The sequence below is a fragment of the Mycolicibacter heraklionensis genome (assembly GCF_019645815.1).
GTDB lineage: Bacteria > Actinomycetota > Actinomycetes > Mycobacteriales > Mycobacteriaceae > Mycobacterium > Mycobacterium heraklionense.
Genome location: NZ_CP080997.1, coordinates 2538254 through 2558317, shown reverse-complemented (window position 1 = coordinate 2558317; position 20064 = coordinate 2538254). Strand labels below are relative to the sequence as shown.

Below are 20064 nucleotides of genomic sequence, written 5' to 3'. Positions count from 1 at the left end.
CGGGTCTGGGAAGATGGCCGCGTGCAAACCACGAGCACTTCTAGCGCCGGCGTCACGTCCCGGGCAGACTTCCGGGCGCTGGCGGCTGAGCACCGGGTGGTCCCGGTGACCCGCAAGGTGCTGGCCGACGCCGAAACGCCGCTGTCGGCATACCGCAAGCTGGCGGCCAACCGGCCCGGCACCTTCCTGCTGGAGTCGGCCGAAAACGGCCGGTCGTGGTCGCGGTGGTCGTTCATCGGGGCGGGCACCACCTCGGCGCTGACCGTGCGAGACGGCGAAGCGGTGTGGCTGGGCGCTGCACCGCAGGGCGCACCCACCGGCGGAGACCCGTTGCAGGCGCTGCGCCAGACGTTGACGCTGCTGGAGACGGCCGCCATTCCCGGGCTGCCACCGCTGTCGAGCGGCCTGGTGGGCTTCTTCACCTACGATCTGGTGCGCCGTCTGGAGCGGCTGCCCCAGCTGGCTGTCGACGACCTGCAACTGCCCGACATGCTGCTGCTGCTGGCCACCGACATGGCCGCCGTCGACCACCACGAGGGCACCATCACCCTGATCGCCAACGCGGTCAACTGGAACGGCACCGACGAGCACGTCGATGAGGCCTACGACGACGCGATCGCCCGCCTCGATGTGATGGCCGCGGCGCTGAGTCAGCCGCTGGAGTCCAGCGTCGCCACCTTCGACCGACCCGAACCGGTCTACCGCGGCCAGCGCACCCCCGAGGAGTACGGGGCGATCGTCGAGCGGCTGGTCGGCGAGATCGAGGCGGGCGAGGCGTTTCAGGTGGTTCCCTCGCAGCGTTTCGAGATGACGACGCCGGCAGACCCTCTCGATGTCTACCGGATGCTGCGGGTGTCCAATCCGAGCCCGTACATGTACCTGCTGCAAGTGCCCGACGATGACGGGGGACTGGCCTTTTCGATCGTGGGTTCCAGCCCCGAGGCGCTGGTGACCGTGCAGGACGGCCGCGCGACCACCCACCCGATCGCCGGAACCCGGTGGCGCGGGGCCACCGAGGACGAAGACCAGCTACTGGCCAAAGATCTTTTGCACGACGAGAAGGAACTCGCCGAACACCTGATGCTGGTCGATCTGGGCCGTAACGACCTAGGGCGGGTATGTGTTCCGGGCACGGTGCGGGTGTCCGACTACAGCCACATCGAGCGCTACAGCCACGTCATGCACCTGGTGTCCACCGTCGCCGGAGAGCTCGCTGAGGATCGCACGGCGCTGGACGCGGTGACGGCGTGCTTCCCTGCGGGCACCTTGTCCGGGGCGCCCAAGGTGCGCGCGATGGAACTGATCGAGGAGGTCGAAAAGACCCGGCGTGGCCTCTACGGCGGCGTCGTCGGTTATCTGGACTTCGCCGGCAATGCCGACTTCGCGATCGCGATCCGCACGGCGCTGATGCGTGACGGGACCGCCTACGTACAGGCGGGTGGCGGAGTGGTGGCCGACTCCAACGGCCCTTACGAATACACCGAGGCATCCAACAAGGCCCGGGCAGTGCTGGCCGCAATCGCCGCCGCCGAGACCCTGGCGGCGCCCGGGACCGATGGCTGACGGCCGCGAACGCAACGACACCCGTGCGCTACGCGGGGCACAACTGCTGCTGGTGGCAGCCGCCGGTGGGCTCTGGGGCGCCGCACGGCTGCCGTGGGTGCTGATCCGCTCGTTCGACGGACTCGGGCAGCCCAAGCAGATCACCGTCACCGGAGCTTCCTGGTCGACAGCGCTGCTGCCGCTGGCGCTGCTGTGCCTGGCTGCCGCGGTCGCCGCGATGGCGGTGCGCGGATGGCAGCTGCGGGTGCTGGCGGTGGTGCTGGCCGCGGTCAGTCTGGCGTGCGGATATCTGGCCATCAGCATGTGGGTGGCCCGCGACATCACCCTGCGGGCCCTGGACATCGCCGAGATTCCGCTGACCTCGCTGCTGGGCACCGACCGCCGTCTCACCGGCGCGGTGTTGAGCCTGGTGGCAGCCCTGGGTGTGCTGGCCGCGGCGGTGCTGTTGATGCGCGTCGCCGCACACAGCGCCGGCCGCGTCACCAGATACTCGGCGCCTGCGGAGCGCCGTGCGGCTGCGCGTGATCTCGAGGCAGGCAAGCCCGCCGACCCGGATGGCCCGCAGGTGTCGGAACGCATGATGTGGGACGCGCTCGACGAGGGGCGCGACCCCACCGGGGATCCCGATGACCGAGCACCCGGCCCCGACGTCGAGGGCCGGTGACACCGCGGGCTGCGACGGTCGTTACCCTTCGATAAAGGTCTTCGACGTAAGGTCCACCGGACGCGGGAGAGGAAGCGGCAGTCATGACTTCGGCATCCGTTCTCGACTCCATCATCGAAGGAGTCTGCGCCGACCTTGCCGCGCGAGAGGCCCTCGTCCCCTTGGCGGAAGTCAAGGCGGCGGCCGAGGCCATGCCTCCGCCACGGGATGTGATGGCGGCGCTGCGTGAGCCCGGCATCGCGGTCATCGCTGAGGTGAAGCGGGCGAGCCCGTCGAAAGGCCAACTGGCGCCCATCGCCGACCCGGCAGAGCTCGCCAGCTCCTACGCGGACGGCGGGGCCCGCGCGATCAGCGTGCTGACCGAGCAGCGGCGTTTCAACGGCTCGCTGGCCGACTTGGACGCGGTACGCGCAGCGGTCTCGGTTCCGGTGCTGCGCAAGGACTTCATCGTGCGGCCGTACCAGATTCACGAGGCCCGCGCCCACGGCGCGGACATGCTGCTGCTGATCGTGGCGGCGCTCGAACAACAGGCCCTGGAGTCGATGCTGGACCGTACCGAGTCGCTCGGCATGACCGCACTGGTCGAGGTGCACACCGAAGAAGAGGCCGACCGTGCATTGACCGCCGGCGCCAAGGTGATCGGCGTCAATGCGCGTGACCTGACCACCCTGGAGGTCGACCGCGACTGCTTCGCGCGGATCGCGCCCGGACTGCCCACCGAGGTGGTCAAGATCGCCGAGTCCGGGGTGCGGGGCACCGCCGACCTGTTGGCCTACGCCGGCGCCGGCGCGGACGCCGTCCTGGTCGGCGAGGGACTGGTCACCAGTGGCGACCCGCGAGCGGCCGTTGCCGATTTGGTCAGTGCGGGTAAGCATCCGTCCTGCCCGAAATCGGCTCGCTAAATGTCAGACATTTCGCACCCGAGCCTTCCGCGTGCCAGCGCCGGAGTGGCCGAGCCGACCGCGCATGATCCGGATGCCCGCGGGCACTTCGGTGTCTACGGCGGCCGCTACGTCGCCGAAGCGCTGATGGCGGTCATCGAAGAGGTCACCGCCGCCTACGACAAGGTGCGCAACGACCGTGAGTTCCTCGACACCCTCGACGACTTGCAGACGCACTACACCGGCCGGCCCTCACCACTGTATGAGGCCGAGCGCCTGACCGCGCACGCCGGCGGCGCCCGCATCTTCTTGAAGCGAGAGGACCTGAACCACACCGGTTCCCACAAGATCAACAATGTGCTCGGCCAGGCACTGCTGGCGCGACACATGGGCAAAACCCGGGTGATCGCCGAGACCGGCGCCGGCCAGCACGGGGTCGCCACCGCGACCGCGTGCGCCCTGCTCGGCCTGGAATGCGTGATCTACATGGGCGCCGTCGACACTCGCCGTCAGGCCCTCAACGTGGCCCGGATGCGGCTGCTGGGCGCCGAGGTGGTCTCGGTCGAATCCGGTTCGCAGACCCTCAAGGACGCCATCAACGAAGCCTTCCGGGACTGGGTCACCAACGCCGACCACACCTATTACTGCTTCGGCACCGCGGCCGGTCCACACCCGTTCCCGACCATGGTGCGCGACTTCCAGCGGATCGTCGGCCTGGAGACGCGCGTCCAGATTCAGCAGATGGCGGGCCGGCTGCCCGACGCCGTGGTGGCGTGTGTGGGCGGGGGATCGAACGCCATCGGCATCTTCCACGCGTTCCTCGACGATCCGACGGTGCGGCTGATCGGTTTCGAAGCCGGCGGCGACGGCGTCGACACCGGCCGGCACGCCGCGACATTCGCCGGTGGCTCCCCGGGTGCTTTCCAGGGGTCGTTCTCCTACCTGCTGCAAGACGACGACGGTCAGACCATCGAGTCGCACTCGATCTCGGCCGGTCTGGACTACCCGGGTGTGGGACCGGAGCACGCCTGGCTGCGTGAGACCGGGCGCGCGGAATACCGGCCGATCACCGACACCGAGGCGATGGATGCCTTCGGAATCCTTTGCCGCACCGAGGGAATCATTCCGGCGATCGAATCGGCGCACGCGGTGGCCGGAGCACTCAAGCTGGCGACCGAGCTGGGACCCGGCAAGGTCATCGTGGTCAACGTGTCGGGTCGCGGCGACAAAGACGTGGAGACCGCGGCCAAGTGGTTCGGTCTGTTCGACGAGGCAGGAGACGCGTCGTGACCGACCACGCCGGCGACCGGCTGGCCCCGCTGTTCGCCGCGTGCCGTGCCGAGGGCCGCGCTGCGCTGATCGGTTATCTGCCGACCGGCTACCCGGATGTGCCGGGCTCTATCGCCGCGCTGACTGCCCTGGTCGAATCCGGTTGTGACCTCATCGAAGTCGGCGTGCCCTATTCCGATCCGGGAATGGACGGCCCGACCATCGCACGCGCCACCGAGACCGCCCTGCGGGGCGGGGTGCGGGTGCGCGACACACTGACCGCGGTCGAGGCGATCGCAGGCGCCGGTGGACGCGCCGTGGTGATGACCTACTGGAATCCCGTGCTGCGCTACGGCGTCGACGCGTTCGCCCGCGACCTGGCGTCAGCCGGCGGACTGGGTCTGATCACCCCCGACCTGATCGTCGACGAAGCCGACGACTGGATGGCCGCATCCGAGCAGCACGCGCTGGATCGGATCTTCCTGGTGGCCCCTTCCTCGACGCCGCAGCGACTGTCCGAAACCGTCAAAGCGACCCGCGGATTTGTCTACGCCGCTTCCACGATGGGCGTCACCGGCGCCCGAAACACGGTGTCGAACACGGCGCCGGAACTGGTGGCCAGGGTGCGCGAAGTCTCCGACATCCCCGTCGGCGTGGGACTGGGCGTGCGCTCGGGCGCACAGGCCGCCGAAATCGGTGCCTATACCGACGGTGTCATCGTGGGTTCCGCGCTGGTCACCGCGCTCACCGATGGCCTGGATGAGCTGCGGTCGTTGACGCAAGAGCTTGCTTCCGGTGTACGTCAAAAGGTTTCAACGCAATGACGTTGGATTGGCTCACCTACTTTCCCAGTCCTGCGCGAGGGGTCTGGCACCTCGGACCGGTGCCGATCCGGGCCTACGCGCTGTGCATCATCATCGGCATCGTCGTAGCCCTGCTGCTCGGTGATCGGCGGTGGCGGGCCCGTGGCGGAGAGCCGGGTGTCATCTATGACATCGCGCTGTGGGCGGTGCCGTTCGGGCTGATCGGTGGTCGGCTGTATCACCTGATGACCGACTGGCGGACCTACTTCGGCGAGGGCGGCGTCGGATGGGAAGCGACGCCGCGGATCTGGGACGGCGGTCTGGGGATCTGGGGTGCGGTGGCACTCGGTGGAGTCGGCGCGTGGATCGGCTGCCGCCGCCGTGGGATCTCCCTGCCGGCGTTCGGCGACGCGGTCGCGCCAGGGATTGTGTTGGCCCAGGCGATCGGGCGCATCGGGAACTACTTCAATCAGGAGCTCTACGGCAGAGAGACGACGCTGCCGTGGGGCCTGGAGATCTTCTGGCGAGAAGACGCCGCCGGGGTCCGCGATCCACACCTGCTCGACGGCGTGTCGACCGGGGAGCTGTACAAGATCGTTCAGCCCACGTTCTTGTACGAGTTGTTGTGGAACCTCGTGGTGTTCCTCGTGTTGATCTATGCCGACCGACGGTTCCGCATGGGGCACGGACGGTTGTTCGCGCTCTACGTCGCCGGCTACTGCATCGGCCGGTTCGGTATCGAGTTGCTCCGTGACGACGCGGCCACCCATATCGCCGGCATCCGGGTCAACTCGTTCACCTCGACGTTCGTCTTCATCGGTGCGGTGGTGTACATCCTGCTCGCGGCCAAGGGGCGGGAAGATCCCGAAGCCATCCGTCGGGCATGGCAACCCGAGGACACCGCCGAGCCTGACGCTGCCGAATCGGCAGAGCCCGAAGCGGAGCCGCACGAAGAGCCCGACGAGAAGGAGTTGGTGGCCGCAGGCGTCGCCAACGGTGTCGGGTCCGTGGTTCGGGTGCCGAAAAGGCTTACCGGCGAAGCCGAATCGGCAGAGAACGAGACCGACGACGAATCCGAGACTTCCGAAGAGGAAGAGCCGGAAGCCGTGCCCGCCGAGTCGGACGTCGACGGGGACACCGAAGCCGACGAGGAAACCGCCACCGAGGACACCGGTGACGCCGAGGAGGCCGAGGAGGCCGAGGACGCTGAGGCCTCCGAGGAGCCCGAGGTAGTCCAGGCGGACGCCGCAGAGGCCGAGCCGGAAGCGGCTGGGGATGCCGACGAAGACGAAGCGGCTGAACCCGAACCGGACGCCGACGCCTCAGCCGACGGCGAACTCCCCGACGAGCCCGTTGACGAGCCCGTTGACGACGTCGCCGACGAGCCCGAAGCCGTCGAAGCCGAATCAGACGAAGCCGAAGCCGAATCGGGCGAGGCCGATGAGTCAACCGACGCGGACGCCTCGGACGAAGCTGACCAGCGCTGATCGCGGGCCACGCGCCCTATCTGACATTTCTGGCATGCTGCAGACATGACCGTTCCGTCGTGGCCCCCCGCGGGGCCGCAGGGCGGGGGACAGCCCTACCCGCCACCGCCGGGCTATCCGGGCTTTTATCCGGGCTACCCGGACATCTGGGCGCCCTACGGCCGTCATCCGAGGACTGGGCAGCCCTATTCGCCGAAGTCGAAAGTCACCGCCGCGCTGCTACAGCTGTTGGGGTTCTTCGGTTTTCTCGGGTTCGGTCGCATGTACCTGGGCCAGACCGGCCTGGGCTTGCTGCAGCTGTCGATCGGTGTGTTGGCCACCATCACCACATATGGGCTTGGGATCGTCGTGCCGTTCGTCTGGGGTGTCGTCGACGCGATCCTGATGCTGACCGGGCGGGTGCACGACAAGCAGGGTCGACCGCTGCGCGACGTCACCTGATCGGCCGCCGCACCCGTGCGTCACACGGTTTTTCGCTTGCGGCAACCATTCCTGAGGAAGGCAGCTCAGCCGGCCCGACTATGCTGGCGCCGTGAATAGACGCGGAAAGATCGTCTGCACTCTTGGTCCTGCGACCCACTCCGCGGAGATGGTCCGGGCATTGGTCGACGCGGGCATGGACGTGGCCCGCCTGAACTTCAGCCACGGTGCTCACGAAGACCACCAGGCGTCCTACGAGTGGGTGCGCAGCGCCTCGGACGCCACCGGGCGAGCAGTCGGTGTGCTCGCCGACCTTCAAGGCCCCAAGATCCGATTGGGGCGTTTCGCCGACGGCCCCACCTACTGGGCGAACGGCGAAACGGTGCGTATCACCGTCGAGGACTGCCCCGGCGACCACGACCGGGTGTCGACCACCTACAAGCAGCTGGCTGCCGATGCCGCCCCGGGCGACCGGGTGCTGGTCGACGACGGCAAGGTCGGGCTGGTCGTGGAGCACATCGACGGCAACGACGTGGTCTGCACGGTCACCGAGGGTGGTCCCGTCAGCAACCACAAGGGCATGTCGCTGCCGGGCATGAACGTCTCCGCGCCGGCGCTGTCGGAGAAGGACATCGACGACCTGGAGTTCGCGCTGAAGCTCGGCGTCGACATCGTGGCGCTGTCGTTCGTGCGCTCACCGTCGGACGTGGAACTGGTGCACGAGGTGATGGACCGGGTCGGCCGCCGCGTTCCGGTGATCGCCAAAATGGAGAAGCCGGAAGCCATCGAGAATCTCGAGGCGGTGGTCCTGGCCTTCGACGCGGTCATGGTGGCCCGAGGTGACCTGGGCGTGGAGCTGGCACTCGAAGAGGTGCCGCTGGTGCAGAAGCGCGTCATCCAAGTGGCACGCGAGAACGCGCGCCCGGTGATCGTGGCGACCCAGATGCTGGAGTCGATGATCGAAAACTTCCGGCCCACCCGGGCCGAGGCCTCCGACGTGGCCAACGCAGTGCTCGACGGCGCCGACGCGGTGATGCTGTCCGGGGAGACCGCGGTGGGCAAACACGCCCTCGACGCCGTGCGGACCATGAGCCGGATCATCTGTGCGGTGGAGCAGAACTCCACTGCGGCACCGCCGTTGACGCACATTCCGCGTACCAAGCGCGGCGTTATCTCGTTTGCCGCGCGGGAGATCGGCGAGCGCCTGGACGCCAAGGCGCTGGTGGCGTTCACCCAGTCGGGGGACACCGTGCGCCGGCTGGCCCGCCTGCACACTCCGCTGCCGCTGTTGGCGTTCACCGCGCTGCCCGAGATCCGCAGCCAGTTGGCGATGACCTGGGGCACCGAGACATTCATCGTCCCGCAGGCACACACGACCGACGGCATGATCCGCCAGGTGGACAAGGCCCTGCTGGATCTGGGTCGCTACGAGCGCGGTGATCTGATGGTCATCGTCGCAGGCGCGCCGCCGGGAACCGAGGGCTCGACCAACATGATTCACGTGCACCGGATCGGGGAGGACGACATCTAGTGTCGTCCGAGCCGAACACGGATCTCGAGGAGCTGCTGGCCGTACTGGATCTCACGGGTGTCGACGACGACGTCTTCGTCGGATCGCACCCGAGCAAGACACCGTTGCGCACCTTCGGCGGTCAATTGATGGCACAGTCGTTCGTCGCGGCCAGCCGCACAGTGGCCGAGCACCTGCCGCCCGGTGCGCTGTCGGTCCATTTCATCAATGGTGGTGATCCGGCCCGCGACATCGAATTCCGGGTGCACCGGCTACGCGACGAACGCCGGTTCGCCAATCGCCGCGTCGACGCGATGCAGGGCGACACTTTGATCGCCACCTCAATGGTTTCCTACCTCTCCGGGGGGAGCGGACTCGAGCACAGCGTGGAGGCGCCCGCGGTCGCCGAGCCGGAGACGCTGCCCAGGCTGCGCGAACTACTCAGTGGCTACGAGGAAGTCGTCCCGGGTTTCGTGAAGGCGCCCCACCCGATCGAGTGGCGCTATACCAACGACCCGGCCTGGGTGATGCGCGATAAGGGCGGACAGCTCGGCCACAATCGGGTTTGGGTCAAGGCCGACGGAGTGATCCCCGAGGACCAGCTGCTGCACACCGCGATGATGGTCTATTCGTCGGACACCACGGTGCTCGATTCGATCATCACCACCCACGGGCTGTCGTGGGGCTTCGACCGGATCTTCGCGGCCAGCGCCAACCACACGGTGTGGTTTCACCGGCCGGTACGGTTCGACGACTGGGTGCTGTATGCGACGTCGTCACCGGTGGCAACGGACTCCCGCGGATTGGGCACCGGACACTTCTTCGACCGATCCGGGCAACTGCTGGCCACCGTCACACAGGAAGGCGTGCTGAAGTACTTCCCCAGCTCTAAGCGCTAGGCCGGCATCAGCGCGGTGTCCGATTCCTCCTGCACCATCGGGGCGTCGGCACCGCTGCCGAAGGTGTTCTCGAAGTGCTCACGGAATCGTTCGGTGCACTGCTGCTGGGCGTCGGTGTCCGAGCCGGCCTTCGTCATGCACGCCACGTAGTCGCCGCCGCCGGCGGTCCGCCAGATTCCGACATAGACGAAGATGCAGCCGATACCGGCGATCACCGCAAGCGCGCCCAAGACGATCCCGGCGAGTGCGACGCCGCCGTTGTCGGCTTCCCCGCGCTTGGCTCGGCCGCGCCCGATGAATCCGAGCACGATGGCCGCCAGGCCCAGTCCGACGCCACCGACCACCGACAGCGCGGTCACAATGCCGGCGATCGCCACGATCAGGGCCGCGATGCCCGCACCGTTCTTGAGTATCGGAGCCGCCCCGGGCGGGGGATAGCCGGGGTATTGCCCGGGCGCCGGATACGGGTACGGATAGCCCGGCGGAGGGTAGCTACCGCCGGGCGACGGCCAGGACGGCTGAGACTCGGGCGACAGCGAGGGCATGCCGGACTCGGGCATTGAGCAGACTCCACATCAGAGCTTTAGGCAGGTGTGAAAACGGATCAGGACTCAAGGGTACCCGCGACAGCGCCTAGGGGGCCGCCGCACGTTAGGCGCAGGCTATCCGGCCGACAGCGCGGTGGCGACCTCGCGGGATGCGCTCCGAATCTTGAGCGCGGTGGCGATCTCGACGACGCCGATGACGATCAGCCAGCTGCCGACGACGACCGCCAGCACCCACAGCGACGCGAACGGCGATGCCAACGTCACCAGACCGGCCAGCAGACTGATGACGCCCATGAAGATCTGCCAACCCCGGCCCGGCAGCGCCGGGTCGCTGATGGCCGCGACGGCGGTCGCCACCCCGCGGAAGATGAAGCCGACTGCGATCCAAATGGCCAGCAGGAGCACCGCCAAGGCTTCTTCGTCGGAGTTGAAGTGCCGGAAACACAGGACGGCCAGGATCACCGACGCGGTGCCGCTGAGGAACAGCAGCACCCGCCCGCCGGCGGACATGACGGGCAGGCTGAAAGCGAAGATCAACTGGGCGATTCCGGTGACCACCAGGTACACACCGAACAGCACCGCAGCAGCAAGGATGGACCGGCCCGGCCAGACCAAGACCAGCACACCCAGGACGAGGGCCAAGACACCGGAGACCAGTGTCGACTTCCACAGATTCGGCAGCAGGCTCGAAACCGTTGTTTCCATGGCCGCAGTCTGGCACAGATACCGCATTCCGGCCGGGTATTGGCTGCCGTTCAGCGACTGGAGATGACCTGCGTGGTCTGGCGGGCGTAGATCTCGGCCAGGAACTGCTCGACGGCTACGGCGGTGTGCGCAGCCCGGGGCGAGCCGAAGATATCGAACGCGTGCTGAGCCAACGGCAACTCGGCATAGACCACCGGGCTCGTGCTGATCTCCCGCAGCCGGTCGGCGAATGCGCGGCCCTGCTCCACCGGCACCAACGAATCATTGGTCCCGTGCAGCACGAAAAAGGGTGGGGCTTCGGAAGATAAATACGTCATCGGGGAGGCGTCCCGGTAGGTGTCCGGGAAGCGCCGCCGGCTCTGCTTGAACACGTAGGCCCCCAATGCCGGGGTCAGCAGCGGATGCAGCCCGGTCTCGCCGGTGAAGTCATAGATCCCGTAGAACGGCACCGCCGCGCGCACGCTGGTATCCGCGTCGGCGAAACCCGGCTGAAAACGCGGATCGTTTGCGGTCAGCGCGGTGAGAGCGCAAAGGTGACCACCCGCCGAACCACCGGTCGCCGCGACCCAGTCCGGGTCGCCGCCATAGTCGGCGATATGCGCTTTGGTCCATGCCAGGGCCCGCTTGACGTCGATGATGTGGTCGGGCCAGGTGGAACGTGGGCTCAGCCGGTAGTTGATCGACACACACACCCAACCGCGTTCCACCAGGTGGGCCATCAGCGGATGTGCTTGGCCGCGTTTGCTTCCCACCATCCAGGCACCGCCGGGTATCTGGAGGAGAACCGGTGCGCGGCCGTCGCGGGGGAGGTCGCGATGCCGCCACACATCGAGGGTGTTGCGGCCGCCGTATTCGCCGTAGGGGATGTCGGAGTCGGTGGCGTAGTCCTGGTAGACCCGCATCATTCGCACCACGCCGGGCGCCTTGGCGATTTCCGCGTCCGGGCCCGGCCGCTCCCACAAGTCGCGGCTTTCGGTGCGCCGTCCTGCACCGAGTTCGGCATCCAGCGCCGCGGTCAGCGGCTTATTGGCGGTGCGCCCGGCATAGTTCAGCCCCAGCAGGCCCAGCCACGAGAGCGCCGACAGCAGCCAGCCGGTCCGCCGAGCCCGCGGTGACAGCCGCCGGGTCAACGCCGCCAACGCCGCGGACTGACCGGCGATGAGCGGCAGCGGCAGCTCCGAGGCGAACAGGCCGAAGGCGAACGCATACAGCGACGGATAACCGCGCTTGGTCAGCGGGCGGTAACCATTGATGGTGTTGGCCAGACCGGCCAGCGAGCCGAGCACGGCCAAAAGCCTTGTCATTGCGCTCCTCAGCATTGTGGGACGACCTGATCCGGCACCCTACCGAAGCCGGTCGGACCACCCGATCTGTGCGGCGGTCCCAGCTTCGCCTCTCCTGCGTCGAGGCTCGCTGAACCACCGGGTCAGCCCGCGGGGGTCGCCGATAGAGAGCGGGACGCCGGACCGTGTGAGGCCGGGGTACGGGCATCGACCAGAAACCAGGTGTGCATAACGCCTTTGCCTTTGACTTCGACGTCGCCGCGCTCCTCGAACACGAAGTCCTCGTTGAGTCGCTCGTAGACCGCTTGCGGCACTTGGATGCGGTTCTGGGTGCCGGTCGACTCCATCCGGGAGGCAAGGTTCACCGCGTCGCCCCACACGTCGTAGAAGAACCGGCGGTTACCGACGACGCCGGCCACCACCGGCCCGGTGGCCAGCCCGATCCGCAGCGACACCGGCCGCCCCAGCGGATCGCGCAGTTCGGCGACGGTGGCGGCGATGTCCAGTGCCAGTCGAGCCAGCGCGTGCAGGTGATCAGGCCTCGGGTCGGGAACTCCGCTGACCACCATGTAGGAGTCGCCGCTGGTCTTGATCTTCTCCAGGCCGTGCTGGTCGACGAGCCGGTCCAGCCCGCTGTAGAGCTCGTTGAGAAACTCGACCAGTTGCCCCGGGTCGGTCTGGCTGGCCCGTCGGGTGAAGTCGGCGATGTCGGCGAACAGCACCGAGGCGTCCGGGTAGCTGTCGGCGATCACGTCCACCGCCGGGTTCTTCAGTCGGTCGGCGACCGCCGTGGGCAAGATGTTGGCCAGCAGGGCTTCGGACCGTTCGTATTCGGCCTCCATCGCCGCTTCGGCGTGGGAGATCTCGCGCAGTGCGAACCAGACCGTGGCGACCACCATGAAGCATGCCGAGACGACGACCAGCACGTAGGACAGGTTGTGCAGCCACTCCGGTTGGTGCAGGTTGTCGGCGGGGACCAGGAACTGCAGGGCGATGGTCAGCGCTGCGCCGATGCCTGCCACGACGGCGGCCAGCTTGATCCGGTCCACGCCGAGAATGAGCACGCTGATCGACGCCGAGGCCAGAAAGTAGAACTGGATGCCCGACCCGGTGCCCACCACCCAGCAGACGACGGCGGTCGTCAGGTAGGCGATACCGACGAAGGTCAGCGGCGCGATGAGCTCGCCGTAGCGGTAGAGCAGCGGAGTCAGGGCCAGCGCGGCGGCGGCCACCAGGTTCAGGGCACCGATCCACCAGTAGGTGGGGTCGGCCCAGATCTCCAGCATTCCCCACCCCGCGCTGATGATCGCCGCCAGTCCCGCGGACACCTTGAGGATCCGCAGCCGCTGCGACAGCCGCGCCGCGTAATGCCGGGTGCGGGCCGGTATGCAGTGCGTGCGCCGGTAGGGGGTCTGAGCCTCGGCCGGTACCGCGAGGAACCGCTTGACGGACACAACCGACAGCCTAATCCGCTGAGCTGGGCCGTTGGCGGTTTCACCAGGTCGGGGGCTTGCGTCTAGGGTCAGCGCTCATGGTGATGCGTTCCGTCGCGCTGTTCGTGCTGGCTGCTGTCGCCGAAATCGGCGGGGCCTGGCTGGTGTGGCAGGGGGTGCGGGAGCACCGCGGCCTGCTGTGGGCCGGCGCCGGGGTGATCGCCCTGGGGTTGTACGGCTTCGTGGCGACCCTGCAGCCCGACGCCCAATTCGGCCGGATCCTGGCCGCCTACGGTGGGGTGTTCGTCGCCGGCTCGCTGGCGTGGGGCATGGCGTTCGACGGGTTCCGGCCTGACCGCGCCGACGTCCTGGGTGCGCTGATCTGTCTGATCGGGGTGGGCGTGATCATGTATTCGCCGCGCTGACGCGGTGTCAGCCGACGGGTTCGATACCCGAACTTGAGATCACAAAGCCGCGCCCTGACGGCTCCACAGTGCAGGTGACGCCGCTGGCGTCCGACTGGCAGGTGAACGGTCCGGCACCCGCGCTCTGGCCGAACGGAAGAATCGGTTGATCGAACGGGGGATTGGACAAGCAGTTGATGCTGTCACGGCAAATCGACAACTCCCCGTCGGTGTCCATCGATACGTGCTGCGGCGGATTTACCGTCATGCAGTAAGCCGAATCGGGCAGTTCTCCTCGCCGGTAATTGATTTCGCAGTTCATCCCGGCCCGCGTCCCGAAGAACGGCACAAAGGGCAGGTGGCACGATTCGCAGTCGTCGTAGCTGGGTTCGCGGGCAATCTCTTGCAGCGGGTCGCGTTGCAACAGGTTGCCGCCGACGCCGCCGTCATGTCCGGATGATGCGTCCTCGTACTGTCCGCGAGCCTTGGCCGGCACGTGCTTGGTGTCTTGCGGGTGGTTCGAGGTCCATAGAACAAAGCCGACCGACACGCCCAGAAGCACCACCAGCACACCCAGCACGGATTTCCTCAATGGCCCTCCTCGGCTGCCGCAACCCCGGCGCCGCCGAGTCTAGGTTCGCTGAGGTCCGTTGGTGGCGACAATGGTGAACCATTCGGGACTCGCGGGCTCAGCCTTCGAGTGGGGAACCGGCTGTGGCGCGCAGCGCCCACTGCTTGATCAACGGGATGTGCTGCGGGCACATGGTCTGGACGGCATGGGCGATCCGGACCCCGACATCGTTGGCTGACGCCGCGTAAGGGAGTAGCGCCGAACCGACTTGCGTAACCCCGTCGAGGGTCGGGTTCATGTTCAGGTGGGCGCAGATGTCGTCGTTGGTGGGGATGGCCCTGGCGGCCGACGCCTTGGTCATCGCGTACCCGCCGAGGAGCAGCAAGATTCCCAGGCCGAAGGCGAGGAGCTGCAGCAGGCGCTTGATGTCGGGGGCGTTCATGGGCAATCCTTTCGGCCGGTCCGGGTGAACGGAGGGCGGGCCATACGGGCCACTACCTGGCCGTACCAGATCTTCCGACCGGCCGTCAGGTGATCGGGTGACTCGTGCGCAATGCAATGTACCGATGGTGCCCTCGGTGAGATTCGAACTCACACTGCACGGGTTTTGAATCCGTTTCCTCTGCCAGTTGGGATACGAGGGCCCGGCGCGGACGCGCGGCTTCCTACCTTAGACGATGCCCCTCACTGTTGCCCCAGCCGGCAGTCACGACAGAATGGGGGGATGACTGCGTCAGACCACGCGCCAGAGTCCGAGCCGACCCCGCGCCCGGCTCGGCGGGTGCTGATCGCCGAGGATGAGGCGCTGATCCGGCTGGATCTCGCCGAGATGCTGCGCGAAGAAGGCTACGAGGTGGTGGGCGAGGCCGGCGACGGCCAGGAAGCCGTCGAGCTGGCCGAACTGTTGCACCCGGACCTGGTGATCCTCGACGTGAAGATGCCGCGCCGCGACGGCATCGACGCGGCCTCCGAGATCGCCGCCAAGCGCATCGCGCCGATCGTCATCCTGACCGCTTTCAGCCAGCGCGACCTGGTGGAACGTGCCCGCGACGCCGGGGCGATGGCCTACCTGGTCAAGCCGTTCACCGCAGGTGACCTGGTCCCGGCCATCGAGCTGGCGGTCAGCCGGGCCGACGAGATCACCGCCCTGGAGCGCGAGGTCAGCAACCTGTCAGAGCAGCTGGAGACCCGCAAGCTCGTTGAGCGGGCCAAGGGCGTGCTGCAGACCGCGCACGGCTTCACCGAGCCCGAGGCCTTCAAGTGGATCCAGCGCGCCGCGATGGACAAGCGGACCACCATGCGGCAGGTGGCCGAAGTGGTGCTGGAAAACGTCGAGGCCCCGGTCAACCCACCGGCCTGACCGCCACGCCACCATCGGCGCTGAGCCCCGCCGCGCTGGTTCAACCAGTACGCTCGATGGCGTGCAGCGCAGAATCATGGGCATTGAGACTGAGTTCGGTGTCACCTGCACCTTCCACGGCCATCGGAGGTTGTCGCCCGACGAGGTGGCGCGCTATCTGTTCCGCCGGGTGGTGTCGTGGGGGCGTAGCTCGAATGTGTTCCTGCGCAACGGAGCTCGGCTGTATCTCGATGTCGGCAGTCATCCCGAGTACGCCACCGCCGAGTGCGACAACCTGATTCAGCTGGTCACCCACGACCGGGCCGGGGAACGGGTGCTCGAAGACCTGCTGATCGACGCCGAGCAGCGGCTGGCCGATGAGGGCATCGGCGGCGACATCTACCTGTTCAAGAACAACACCGACTCGGCCGGCAACTCCTACGGCTGCCACGAGAACTACCTGATCGTGCGGGCCGGGGAGTTCTCCCGGATCTCCGACGTGCTGCTGCCCTTCCTGGTGACCCGCCAGCTGATCTGTGGCGCCGGCAAGGTGCTGCAGACCCCCAAGGCCGCCACGTTCTGCCTGTCCCAGCGCGCCGAGCACATATGGGAAGGCGTCTCGAGCGCGACCACCCGCTCTCGGCCGATCATCAACACCCGCGACGAGCCGCACGCCGACGCCGAGAAGTACCGGCGCCTGCACGTCATCGTCGGCGACTCCAACATGTCCGAGACCTCGACCCTGCTCAAGGTCGGCAGCGCGGCGCTGGTGCTGGAGATGATCGAGGCCGGAGTGCCCTTCCGGGACTTCTCGCTGGACAACCCGATCCGGGCGATCCGCGAGGTCAGCCACGACGTCACCGGCCGGCGGCCGGTGCGGCTGGCCGGCGGACGTCAAGCGGGCGCCCTGGACATCCAGCGCGAGTACTACGGGCGGGCCGTGGAGTACGTGCAGACCCGGGCCAGCAACCCCCAACTCGAGCAGGTCATCGATTTGTGGGGCCGTCAGCTCGACGCCGTCGAAACCCAGGACTTCGCCAAGGTGGACACCGAGATCGACTGGGTGATCAAGCGAAAGCTGTTCCAGCGCTACCAGGATCGCTACAACATGGAGCTGTCGGATCCCAAGATCGCCCAGTTGGACCTGGCCTATCACGACATCAAGCGCGGCCGCGGGGTGTTCGACCTGCTGCAGCGCAAGGGGTTGGCCACCCGCGTCACCACCGACGAGGACGTCGATGAGGCCGTCGACACCCCGCCGCAGACCACCCGCGCCAAGCTGCGCGGCGAATTCATCAGCGCCGCACAGGCAGCCGGCCGCGACTTCACCGTCGACTGGGTGCACCTCAAGCTCAACGACCAGGCTCAGCGCACCGTGCTGTGCAAGGACCCCTTCCGGTCGGTCGACGAGCGCGTCAAGCGCCTGATCGCCAGCATGTAGCGCACCAGCGATGACTCGGATCAGCGGCCTGGCCGCGCTCATCACGCTGGGGATCGCGCTGACCGCAGCGCCGGCCGCGCACGCAGACGGCGTCGTCAGCTGTCAGTTCAGCGTGGCCAAGCCGTTCGTCTACTCGGTCAACGGGGCCGACTACATGGGCAGCCGTGTCGATGTGAGCGATTGCCGGACCGATCTTCCCGCTGCGCCGCTGACCCTGCAGATGCACCTGACCGCCTCCGGCGCGCCGCTGGAGCTGGCCGGTCCGTCGCATACCCTCACTTACTCCGAGACCCGTGAGGTGCACAACGGGGACAGTTTCTCGGTGTCGTTTCCCAACGATGACCGATTGATGCCGCTGTACCCGGGGGTCTACGGCGCGAAAGCATCGGTACGCACCGATCTTCCGGGCGAGCCGAGGGCCGACGACCCCGCATTCGCGGACTACCAGTGCAGCACCTGGGACTTCCCGGGTATGACATGCACGCCGGCAACCCACATCTGAACAACCAGGCAACCCGCGAGGCATATCCTCTCTTGTCATGGCGACCGCCAAAGTCGAACGACTCCTGAATCTCGTCATCGCGTTGCTGGCTACCCGCAGCTACCTGACCGCCGAGCGGATTCGGGCCACCGTCGTCGGCTACGGCGACAGCCCTAGCGACGACGCGTTCTCGCGGATGTTCGAGCGCGACAAGAACGAGCTGCGTGACCTGGGCATTCCGCTGGAGACCGGCAAAGCCTCGGGGTTCGACACGGTGGAGGGCTACCGCATCAACCCCGACGCCTACGCCCTGCCGGCCATTGACCTGACCCGCGAAGAGGCCGCCGCGGTCGCGGTCGCGGTTCAGCTGTGGCAGTCCCCGGAGTTGCGCGCCAACGCCGAGGGCGCGGTCGCCAAGCTGCACGCCGCCGGCGTCGAGGTGGACCCGGACCGGGCCGACGTGCTGGTTGCGGCGCCGGCCGCGCTCCCGGGAATCCACCGGGCCGAGCCGGCGCTGGGCGCCTTGATGGATGCCGTCCAGGCCGGGCAGGCCGTGCAGTTCGAGCACCGACCCTCACCGGTCGAGCCGTCCGTCACCCGCACCGTGGAGCCGTGGGGAGTGGTCACCCACGCCGGCCGCTGGTATCTGGTGGGCCATGACCGCGACCGGAACGCGGTGCGCACCTTCCGGATGTCGCGGATCGGGCCGGAGGTACGGCCGATCGGGCCGACCGACGCCGTCACCCGACCCGACACCGCCGATCTGCGAGCGATCGTCGCCGATGCCGTCGGCGATGCGCCCAGCGGGGTGCAGGCACGCATCTGGGTCGCCGATGGCCGCGCCGTGGCGCTGCGCCGGGCCGGTACGGTGCTGGCTCGTCAGGAGCTCGCCGGCCGCGACGGCGACGTCATCGGCGTCGACATGGGCACCCATGACCGGCTGGCCCGGGAGATCGCCGGGTACGGAGCCGACGCGGTCGTGCTGGACCCGCCGTCGCTGCGCGACGATGTGGTGGCGCGACTGAGTGCTCGCGTGGGGGAGGTGCCGGTGTGACCCAGCTGTCGAAGCGCCTGGTCCGGCTGCTGAACATGGTGCCGTATCTGAAGGCTCGCCCCGGGATCAGCAAGGAGCAGGCCGCCGCCGAACTCGGCGTGAGCCTGAGTCAGCTGCAGACCGATCTGGAGCAGTTGGTGATGTGCGGCCTGCCGGGCTACGGGCCCGGCGAACTGATCGACGTGACGTTCTACGACGACCGCCTAGACGTGTTCGAGTCCGCCGGCGTGGATCGGCCGCTGCGGCTGACGTCGCGGGAGGCCACGGCCATGCTGATGGCGTTGCGCACCCTGGTCGACATGCCCGGCATCGTCGACCCGCGGGCCGCACGCAGTGCGATCGCCAAGGTTGAGGCGGCGGCCGGAGCCGCGGCACCGGCGGCGCCCGCCTCCGCCGTGCACGACGAGTCCGCCGCCGACTTTGTCCGACAAGACGTCGTCCGCGACGGCGTCCGGCAGCGTCGCGCGCTGGCAATCGACTACTACGCGGCATCCCGGGACAGCGTGTCGCATCGGATCGTGGATCCGATCCGGGTGGTGCTGATCGGGGCGCACAGCTACCTGGAGGCCTGGTGCCGCGAATCCGAGGGCGTGCGATTGTTCCGGTTCGACCGCATTGACGACGCCCGGCTGCTCGACGAGCCGTCGGCGCCGCCGGAGCCGGTGCGCCAGGCCGAGACCGACACCTCGCTGTTCGACGCCGACCCGTCGCTGCCGGTCGCCATCGTGCGGGTGGCGCCGTCGGCGGCGTGGATGTTCGAGTACTACCCGATGCAGGCCCTCGGGGAGCTGGCCGATGGCTGGCGCGAAGCCCAGCTGACGTACGCGTCGCAGGAGTGGCTGATCCGGCTGCTGCTGGGTATGGGCGACGAGGTGCAGGTGATGGCGCCCGAATCGGTGGTGGCCGGGGTACGCGAGGCGTCGGTGGCCGCGTTGGCGATGTATGAGCAGGTACGCCCTTGACGCTGTATAGCGTCGGAGCCCTCGTAGCCGACATCGCCTTCCTGGCCCTGATGGCAGGAGTGGTGGTAGGCATCGTTTTCCTGGTCAAGGCCAAAGCGAAGAGCGCTGGTCAACTACCTGCTGTGCCGAATTGGTATCCCGATCCGGATGACCCAGAGCTGCTGCGCTACTTCGATGGTCAGAACTGGACGGGGGCCACCCGGCCACGGGATGCACCGCCGGGTTAATGCGGCGGTCCCAGCTTCGCCTCTCCTTCGTCGAGCCTCGCTGAACCGCCGGGTTAATGCGGCGGTCCCAGCTTCGCCTCTCCTTCGTCGAGCCTCGCTGAACCGCCGGCTTCCTGAGCT

Annotated in this window: 22 protein-coding genes and 1 tRNA gene; 16 read left to right on the top strand and 7 right to left on the bottom strand. The window is 67.8% G+C overall.

Features of this window, described 5'->3' with window-relative positions; genetic code table 11:
- Positions 1-21: 21 nt before the first annotated feature.
- The 9 genes from K3U94_RS12065 (at position 22) to K3U94_RS12025 (ending at position 9496) form a co-directional block, all read left to right on the top strand.
- Positions 22-1563 carry an anthranilate synthase component I gene (locus K3U94_RS12065; RefSeq protein ID WP_220693872.1) on the top strand — a complete coding sequence of 514 codons (1542 nt, stop codon included), beginning with the start codon at positions 22-24 and terminating at the stop codon, positions 1561-1563.
- Complete coding sequence (locus K3U94_RS12060) at positions 1556-2227, top strand: TIGR02234 family membrane protein (protein WP_220693871.1); 672 nt, start codon at positions 1556-1558, stop codon at positions 2225-2227. The genes K3U94_RS12065 and K3U94_RS12060 overlap by 8 nt, the downstream gene beginning before the upstream one ends.
- Before the next feature lie 83 nt (positions 2228-2310).
- Positions 2311-3129 (top strand): indole-3-glycerol phosphate synthase TrpC, encoded by an 819-nt coding sequence (gene trpC / locus K3U94_RS12055; protein WP_046286467.1) that lies wholly within the window; start codon positions 2311-2313, stop codon positions 3127-3129.
- On the top strand, positions 3130-4398 hold the full coding sequence (trpB, locus tag K3U94_RS12050; protein WP_220693870.1) for a tryptophan synthase subunit beta: 1269 nt from the start codon (positions 3130-3132) through the stop codon (positions 4396-4398). It begins immediately after the preceding gene.
- Complete coding sequence (gene trpA, locus K3U94_RS12045; protein ID WP_220693869.1) at positions 4395-5201, top strand: tryptophan synthase subunit alpha; 807 nt, start codon at positions 4395-4397, stop codon at positions 5199-5201. Before trpB ends, trpA begins: the two co-directional genes overlap by 4 nt.
- Positions 5198-6667, top strand: coding sequence for a prolipoprotein diacylglyceryl transferase (lgt, locus tag K3U94_RS12040; RefSeq protein WP_220693868.1), 1470 nt, complete (start codon positions 5198-5200; stop codon positions 6665-6667). The genes trpA and lgt overlap by 4 nt, the downstream gene beginning before the upstream one ends.
- Positions 6668-6712: 45 nt before the next feature.
- Positions 6713-7108 carry an NINE protein gene (locus tag K3U94_RS12035; RefSeq protein WP_220693867.1) on the top strand — a complete coding sequence of 132 codons (396 nt, stop codon included), beginning with the start codon at positions 6713-6715 and terminating at the stop codon, positions 7106-7108.
- A 91-nt stretch (positions 7109-7199) separates the two neighbouring features.
- Positions 7200-8618: a pyruvate kinase gene (gene pyk / locus K3U94_RS12030; protein ID WP_047317896.1), complete on the top strand. Its 1419-nt coding sequence runs from the start codon at positions 7200-7202 to the stop codon at positions 8616-8618.
- Entirely contained in the window at positions 8618-9496 is an 879-nt protein-coding gene (locus tag K3U94_RS12025; protein WP_047317895.1) for an acyl-CoA thioesterase II, read from the top strand. Before pyk ends, K3U94_RS12025 begins: the two co-directional genes overlap by 1 nt.
- On the opposite strand, the gene K3U94_RS12020 is transcribed toward K3U94_RS12025, so the two are convergent.
- From K3U94_RS12020 to K3U94_RS12005, 4 genes are all read right to left on the bottom strand, one after another.
- Positions 9493-10056 (bottom strand): DUF4190 domain-containing protein, encoded by a 564-nt coding sequence (locus K3U94_RS12020; protein WP_047317894.1) that lies wholly within the window; start codon positions 10054-10056, stop codon positions 9493-9495. The two genes, K3U94_RS12025 and K3U94_RS12020, sit on opposite strands and share 4 nt — an antisense overlap.
- A gap of 102 nt (positions 10057-10158) precedes the next feature.
- Entirely contained in the window at positions 10159-10767 is a 609-nt protein-coding gene (locus K3U94_RS12015) for an HdeD family acid-resistance protein (protein WP_047318108.1), read from the bottom strand.
- 32 nt (positions 10768-10799) lie between these two features.
- Complete coding sequence (locus tag K3U94_RS12010) at positions 10800-12068, bottom strand: alpha/beta hydrolase (RefSeq protein WP_220693866.1); 1269 nt, start codon at positions 12066-12068, stop codon at positions 10800-10802.
- A gap of 107 nt (positions 12069-12175) precedes the next feature.
- The gene (locus K3U94_RS12005; RefSeq protein WP_052956787.1) at positions 12176-13486 is read right to left on the bottom strand and encodes an adenylate/guanylate cyclase domain-containing protein; all 1311 of its coding nucleotides are present in this window, start codon (positions 13484-13486) and stop codon (positions 12176-12178) included.
- Positions 13487-13563: 77 nt separating this feature from the next.
- On the opposite strand from K3U94_RS12005, the gene K3U94_RS12000 reads away from it, so the two are divergent.
- Positions 13564-13890, top strand: coding sequence for a YnfA family protein (locus K3U94_RS12000; RefSeq protein WP_220693865.1), 327 nt, complete (start codon positions 13564-13566; stop codon positions 13888-13890).
- A 7-nt stretch (positions 13891-13897) separates the two neighbouring features.
- Here the strand turns inward: K3U94_RS12000 and K3U94_RS11995 are convergent, their stop codons facing one another.
- The 3 genes from K3U94_RS11995 to K3U94_RS11985 form a co-directional block, all read right to left on the bottom strand.
- Positions 13898-14461: a hypothetical protein gene (locus tag K3U94_RS11995; RefSeq protein ID WP_220693864.1), complete on the bottom strand. Its 564-nt coding sequence runs from the start codon at positions 14459-14461 to the stop codon at positions 13898-13900.
- A 97-nt stretch (positions 14462-14558) separates the two neighbouring features.
- A complete protein-coding gene (locus K3U94_RS11990; RefSeq protein ID WP_220693863.1) occupies positions 14559-14882 on the bottom strand; it encodes a hypothetical protein in 324 nt (107 codons plus the stop codon).
- Positions 14883-15007: 125 nt separating this feature from the next.
- A tRNA-Leu gene (locus tag K3U94_RS11985) sits at positions 15008-15084 on the bottom strand.
- 80 nt (positions 15085-15164) lie between these two features.
- Between K3U94_RS11985 and K3U94_RS11980 the strand changes: the two genes are divergently transcribed.
- The 6 genes from K3U94_RS11980 to K3U94_RS11955 all read left to right on the top strand — a co-directional run bounded on the left by K3U94_RS11980 (position 15165) and on the right by K3U94_RS11955 (position 19944).
- Positions 15165-15800: a two-component system response regulator PdtaR gene (locus K3U94_RS11980; protein WP_220693862.1), complete on the top strand. Its 636-nt coding sequence runs from the start codon at positions 15165-15167 to the stop codon at positions 15798-15800.
- A gap of 61 nt (positions 15801-15861) precedes the next feature.
- Positions 15862-17220 carry a Pup--protein ligase gene (gene pafA / locus K3U94_RS11975; RefSeq protein ID WP_109519475.1) on the top strand — a complete coding sequence of 453 codons (1359 nt, stop codon included), beginning with the start codon at positions 15862-15864 and terminating at the stop codon, positions 17218-17220.
- 10 nt (positions 17221-17230) lie between these two features.
- Positions 17231-17722, top strand: coding sequence for a hypothetical protein (locus K3U94_RS11970; RefSeq protein WP_220693861.1), 492 nt, complete (start codon positions 17231-17233; stop codon positions 17720-17722).
- A gap of 37 nt (positions 17723-17759) precedes the next feature.
- A complete protein-coding gene (locus K3U94_RS11965; protein ID WP_220693860.1) occupies positions 17760-18755 on the top strand; it encodes a helix-turn-helix transcriptional regulator in 996 nt (331 codons plus the stop codon).
- A complete protein-coding gene (locus K3U94_RS11960; protein WP_047317883.1) occupies positions 18752-19717 on the top strand; it encodes a helix-turn-helix transcriptional regulator in 966 nt (321 codons plus the stop codon). The genes K3U94_RS11965 and K3U94_RS11960 overlap by 4 nt, the downstream gene beginning before the upstream one ends.
- Positions 19714-19944: a DUF2510 domain-containing protein gene (locus K3U94_RS11955; protein ID WP_220693859.1), complete on the top strand. Its 231-nt coding sequence runs from the start codon at positions 19714-19716 to the stop codon at positions 19942-19944. Before K3U94_RS11960 ends, K3U94_RS11955 begins: the two co-directional genes overlap by 4 nt.
- Positions 19945-20064: the final 120 nt, after the last annotated feature.

Coding starts and splice junctions, on each gene's coding strand:
- trpC (WP_046286467.1), top strand. CDS start 2,311: ATGACTTCGGCATCCGTTCTCGACTCCATCATCGAAGGAGTCTGCGCC.
- K3U94_RS11980 (WP_220693862.1), top strand. CDS start 15,165: ATGACTGCGTCAGACCACGCGCCAGAGTCCGAGCCGACCCCGCGCCCG.
- K3U94_RS12035 (WP_220693867.1), top strand. CDS start 6,713: ATGACCGTTCCGTCGTGGCCCCCCGCGGGGCCGCAGGGCGGGGGACAG.
- K3U94_RS11990 (WP_220693863.1), bottom strand. CDS start 14,882: ATGAACGCCCCCGACATCAAGCGCCTGCTGCAGCTCCTCGCCTTCGGC.
- K3U94_RS12000 (WP_220693865.1), top strand. CDS start 13,564: ATGGTGATGCGTTCCGTCGCGCTGTTCGTGCTGGCTGCTGTCGCCGAA.
- trpB (WP_220693870.1), top strand. CDS start 3,130: ATGTCAGACATTTCGCACCCGAGCCTTCCGCGTGCCAGCGCCGGAGTG.
- K3U94_RS12020 (WP_047317894.1), bottom strand. CDS start 10,056: ATGCCCGAGTCCGGCATGCCCTCGCTGTCGCCCGAGTCTCAGCCGTCC.
- K3U94_RS12060 (WP_220693871.1), top strand. CDS start 1,556: ATGGCTGACGGCCGCGAACGCAACGACACCCGTGCGCTACGCGGGGCA.
- lgt (WP_220693868.1), top strand. CDS start 5,198: ATGACGTTGGATTGGCTCACCTACTTTCCCAGTCCTGCGCGAGGGGTC.
- K3U94_RS11970 (WP_220693861.1), top strand. CDS start 17,231: ATGACTCGGATCAGCGGCCTGGCCGCGCTCATCACGCTGGGGATCGCG.
- K3U94_RS11965 (WP_220693860.1), top strand. CDS start 17,760: ATGGCGACCGCCAAAGTCGAACGACTCCTGAATCTCGTCATCGCGTTG.
- K3U94_RS12010 (WP_220693866.1), bottom strand. CDS start 12,068: ATGCTGAGGAGCGCAATGACAAGGCTTTTGGCCGTGCTCGGCTCGCTG.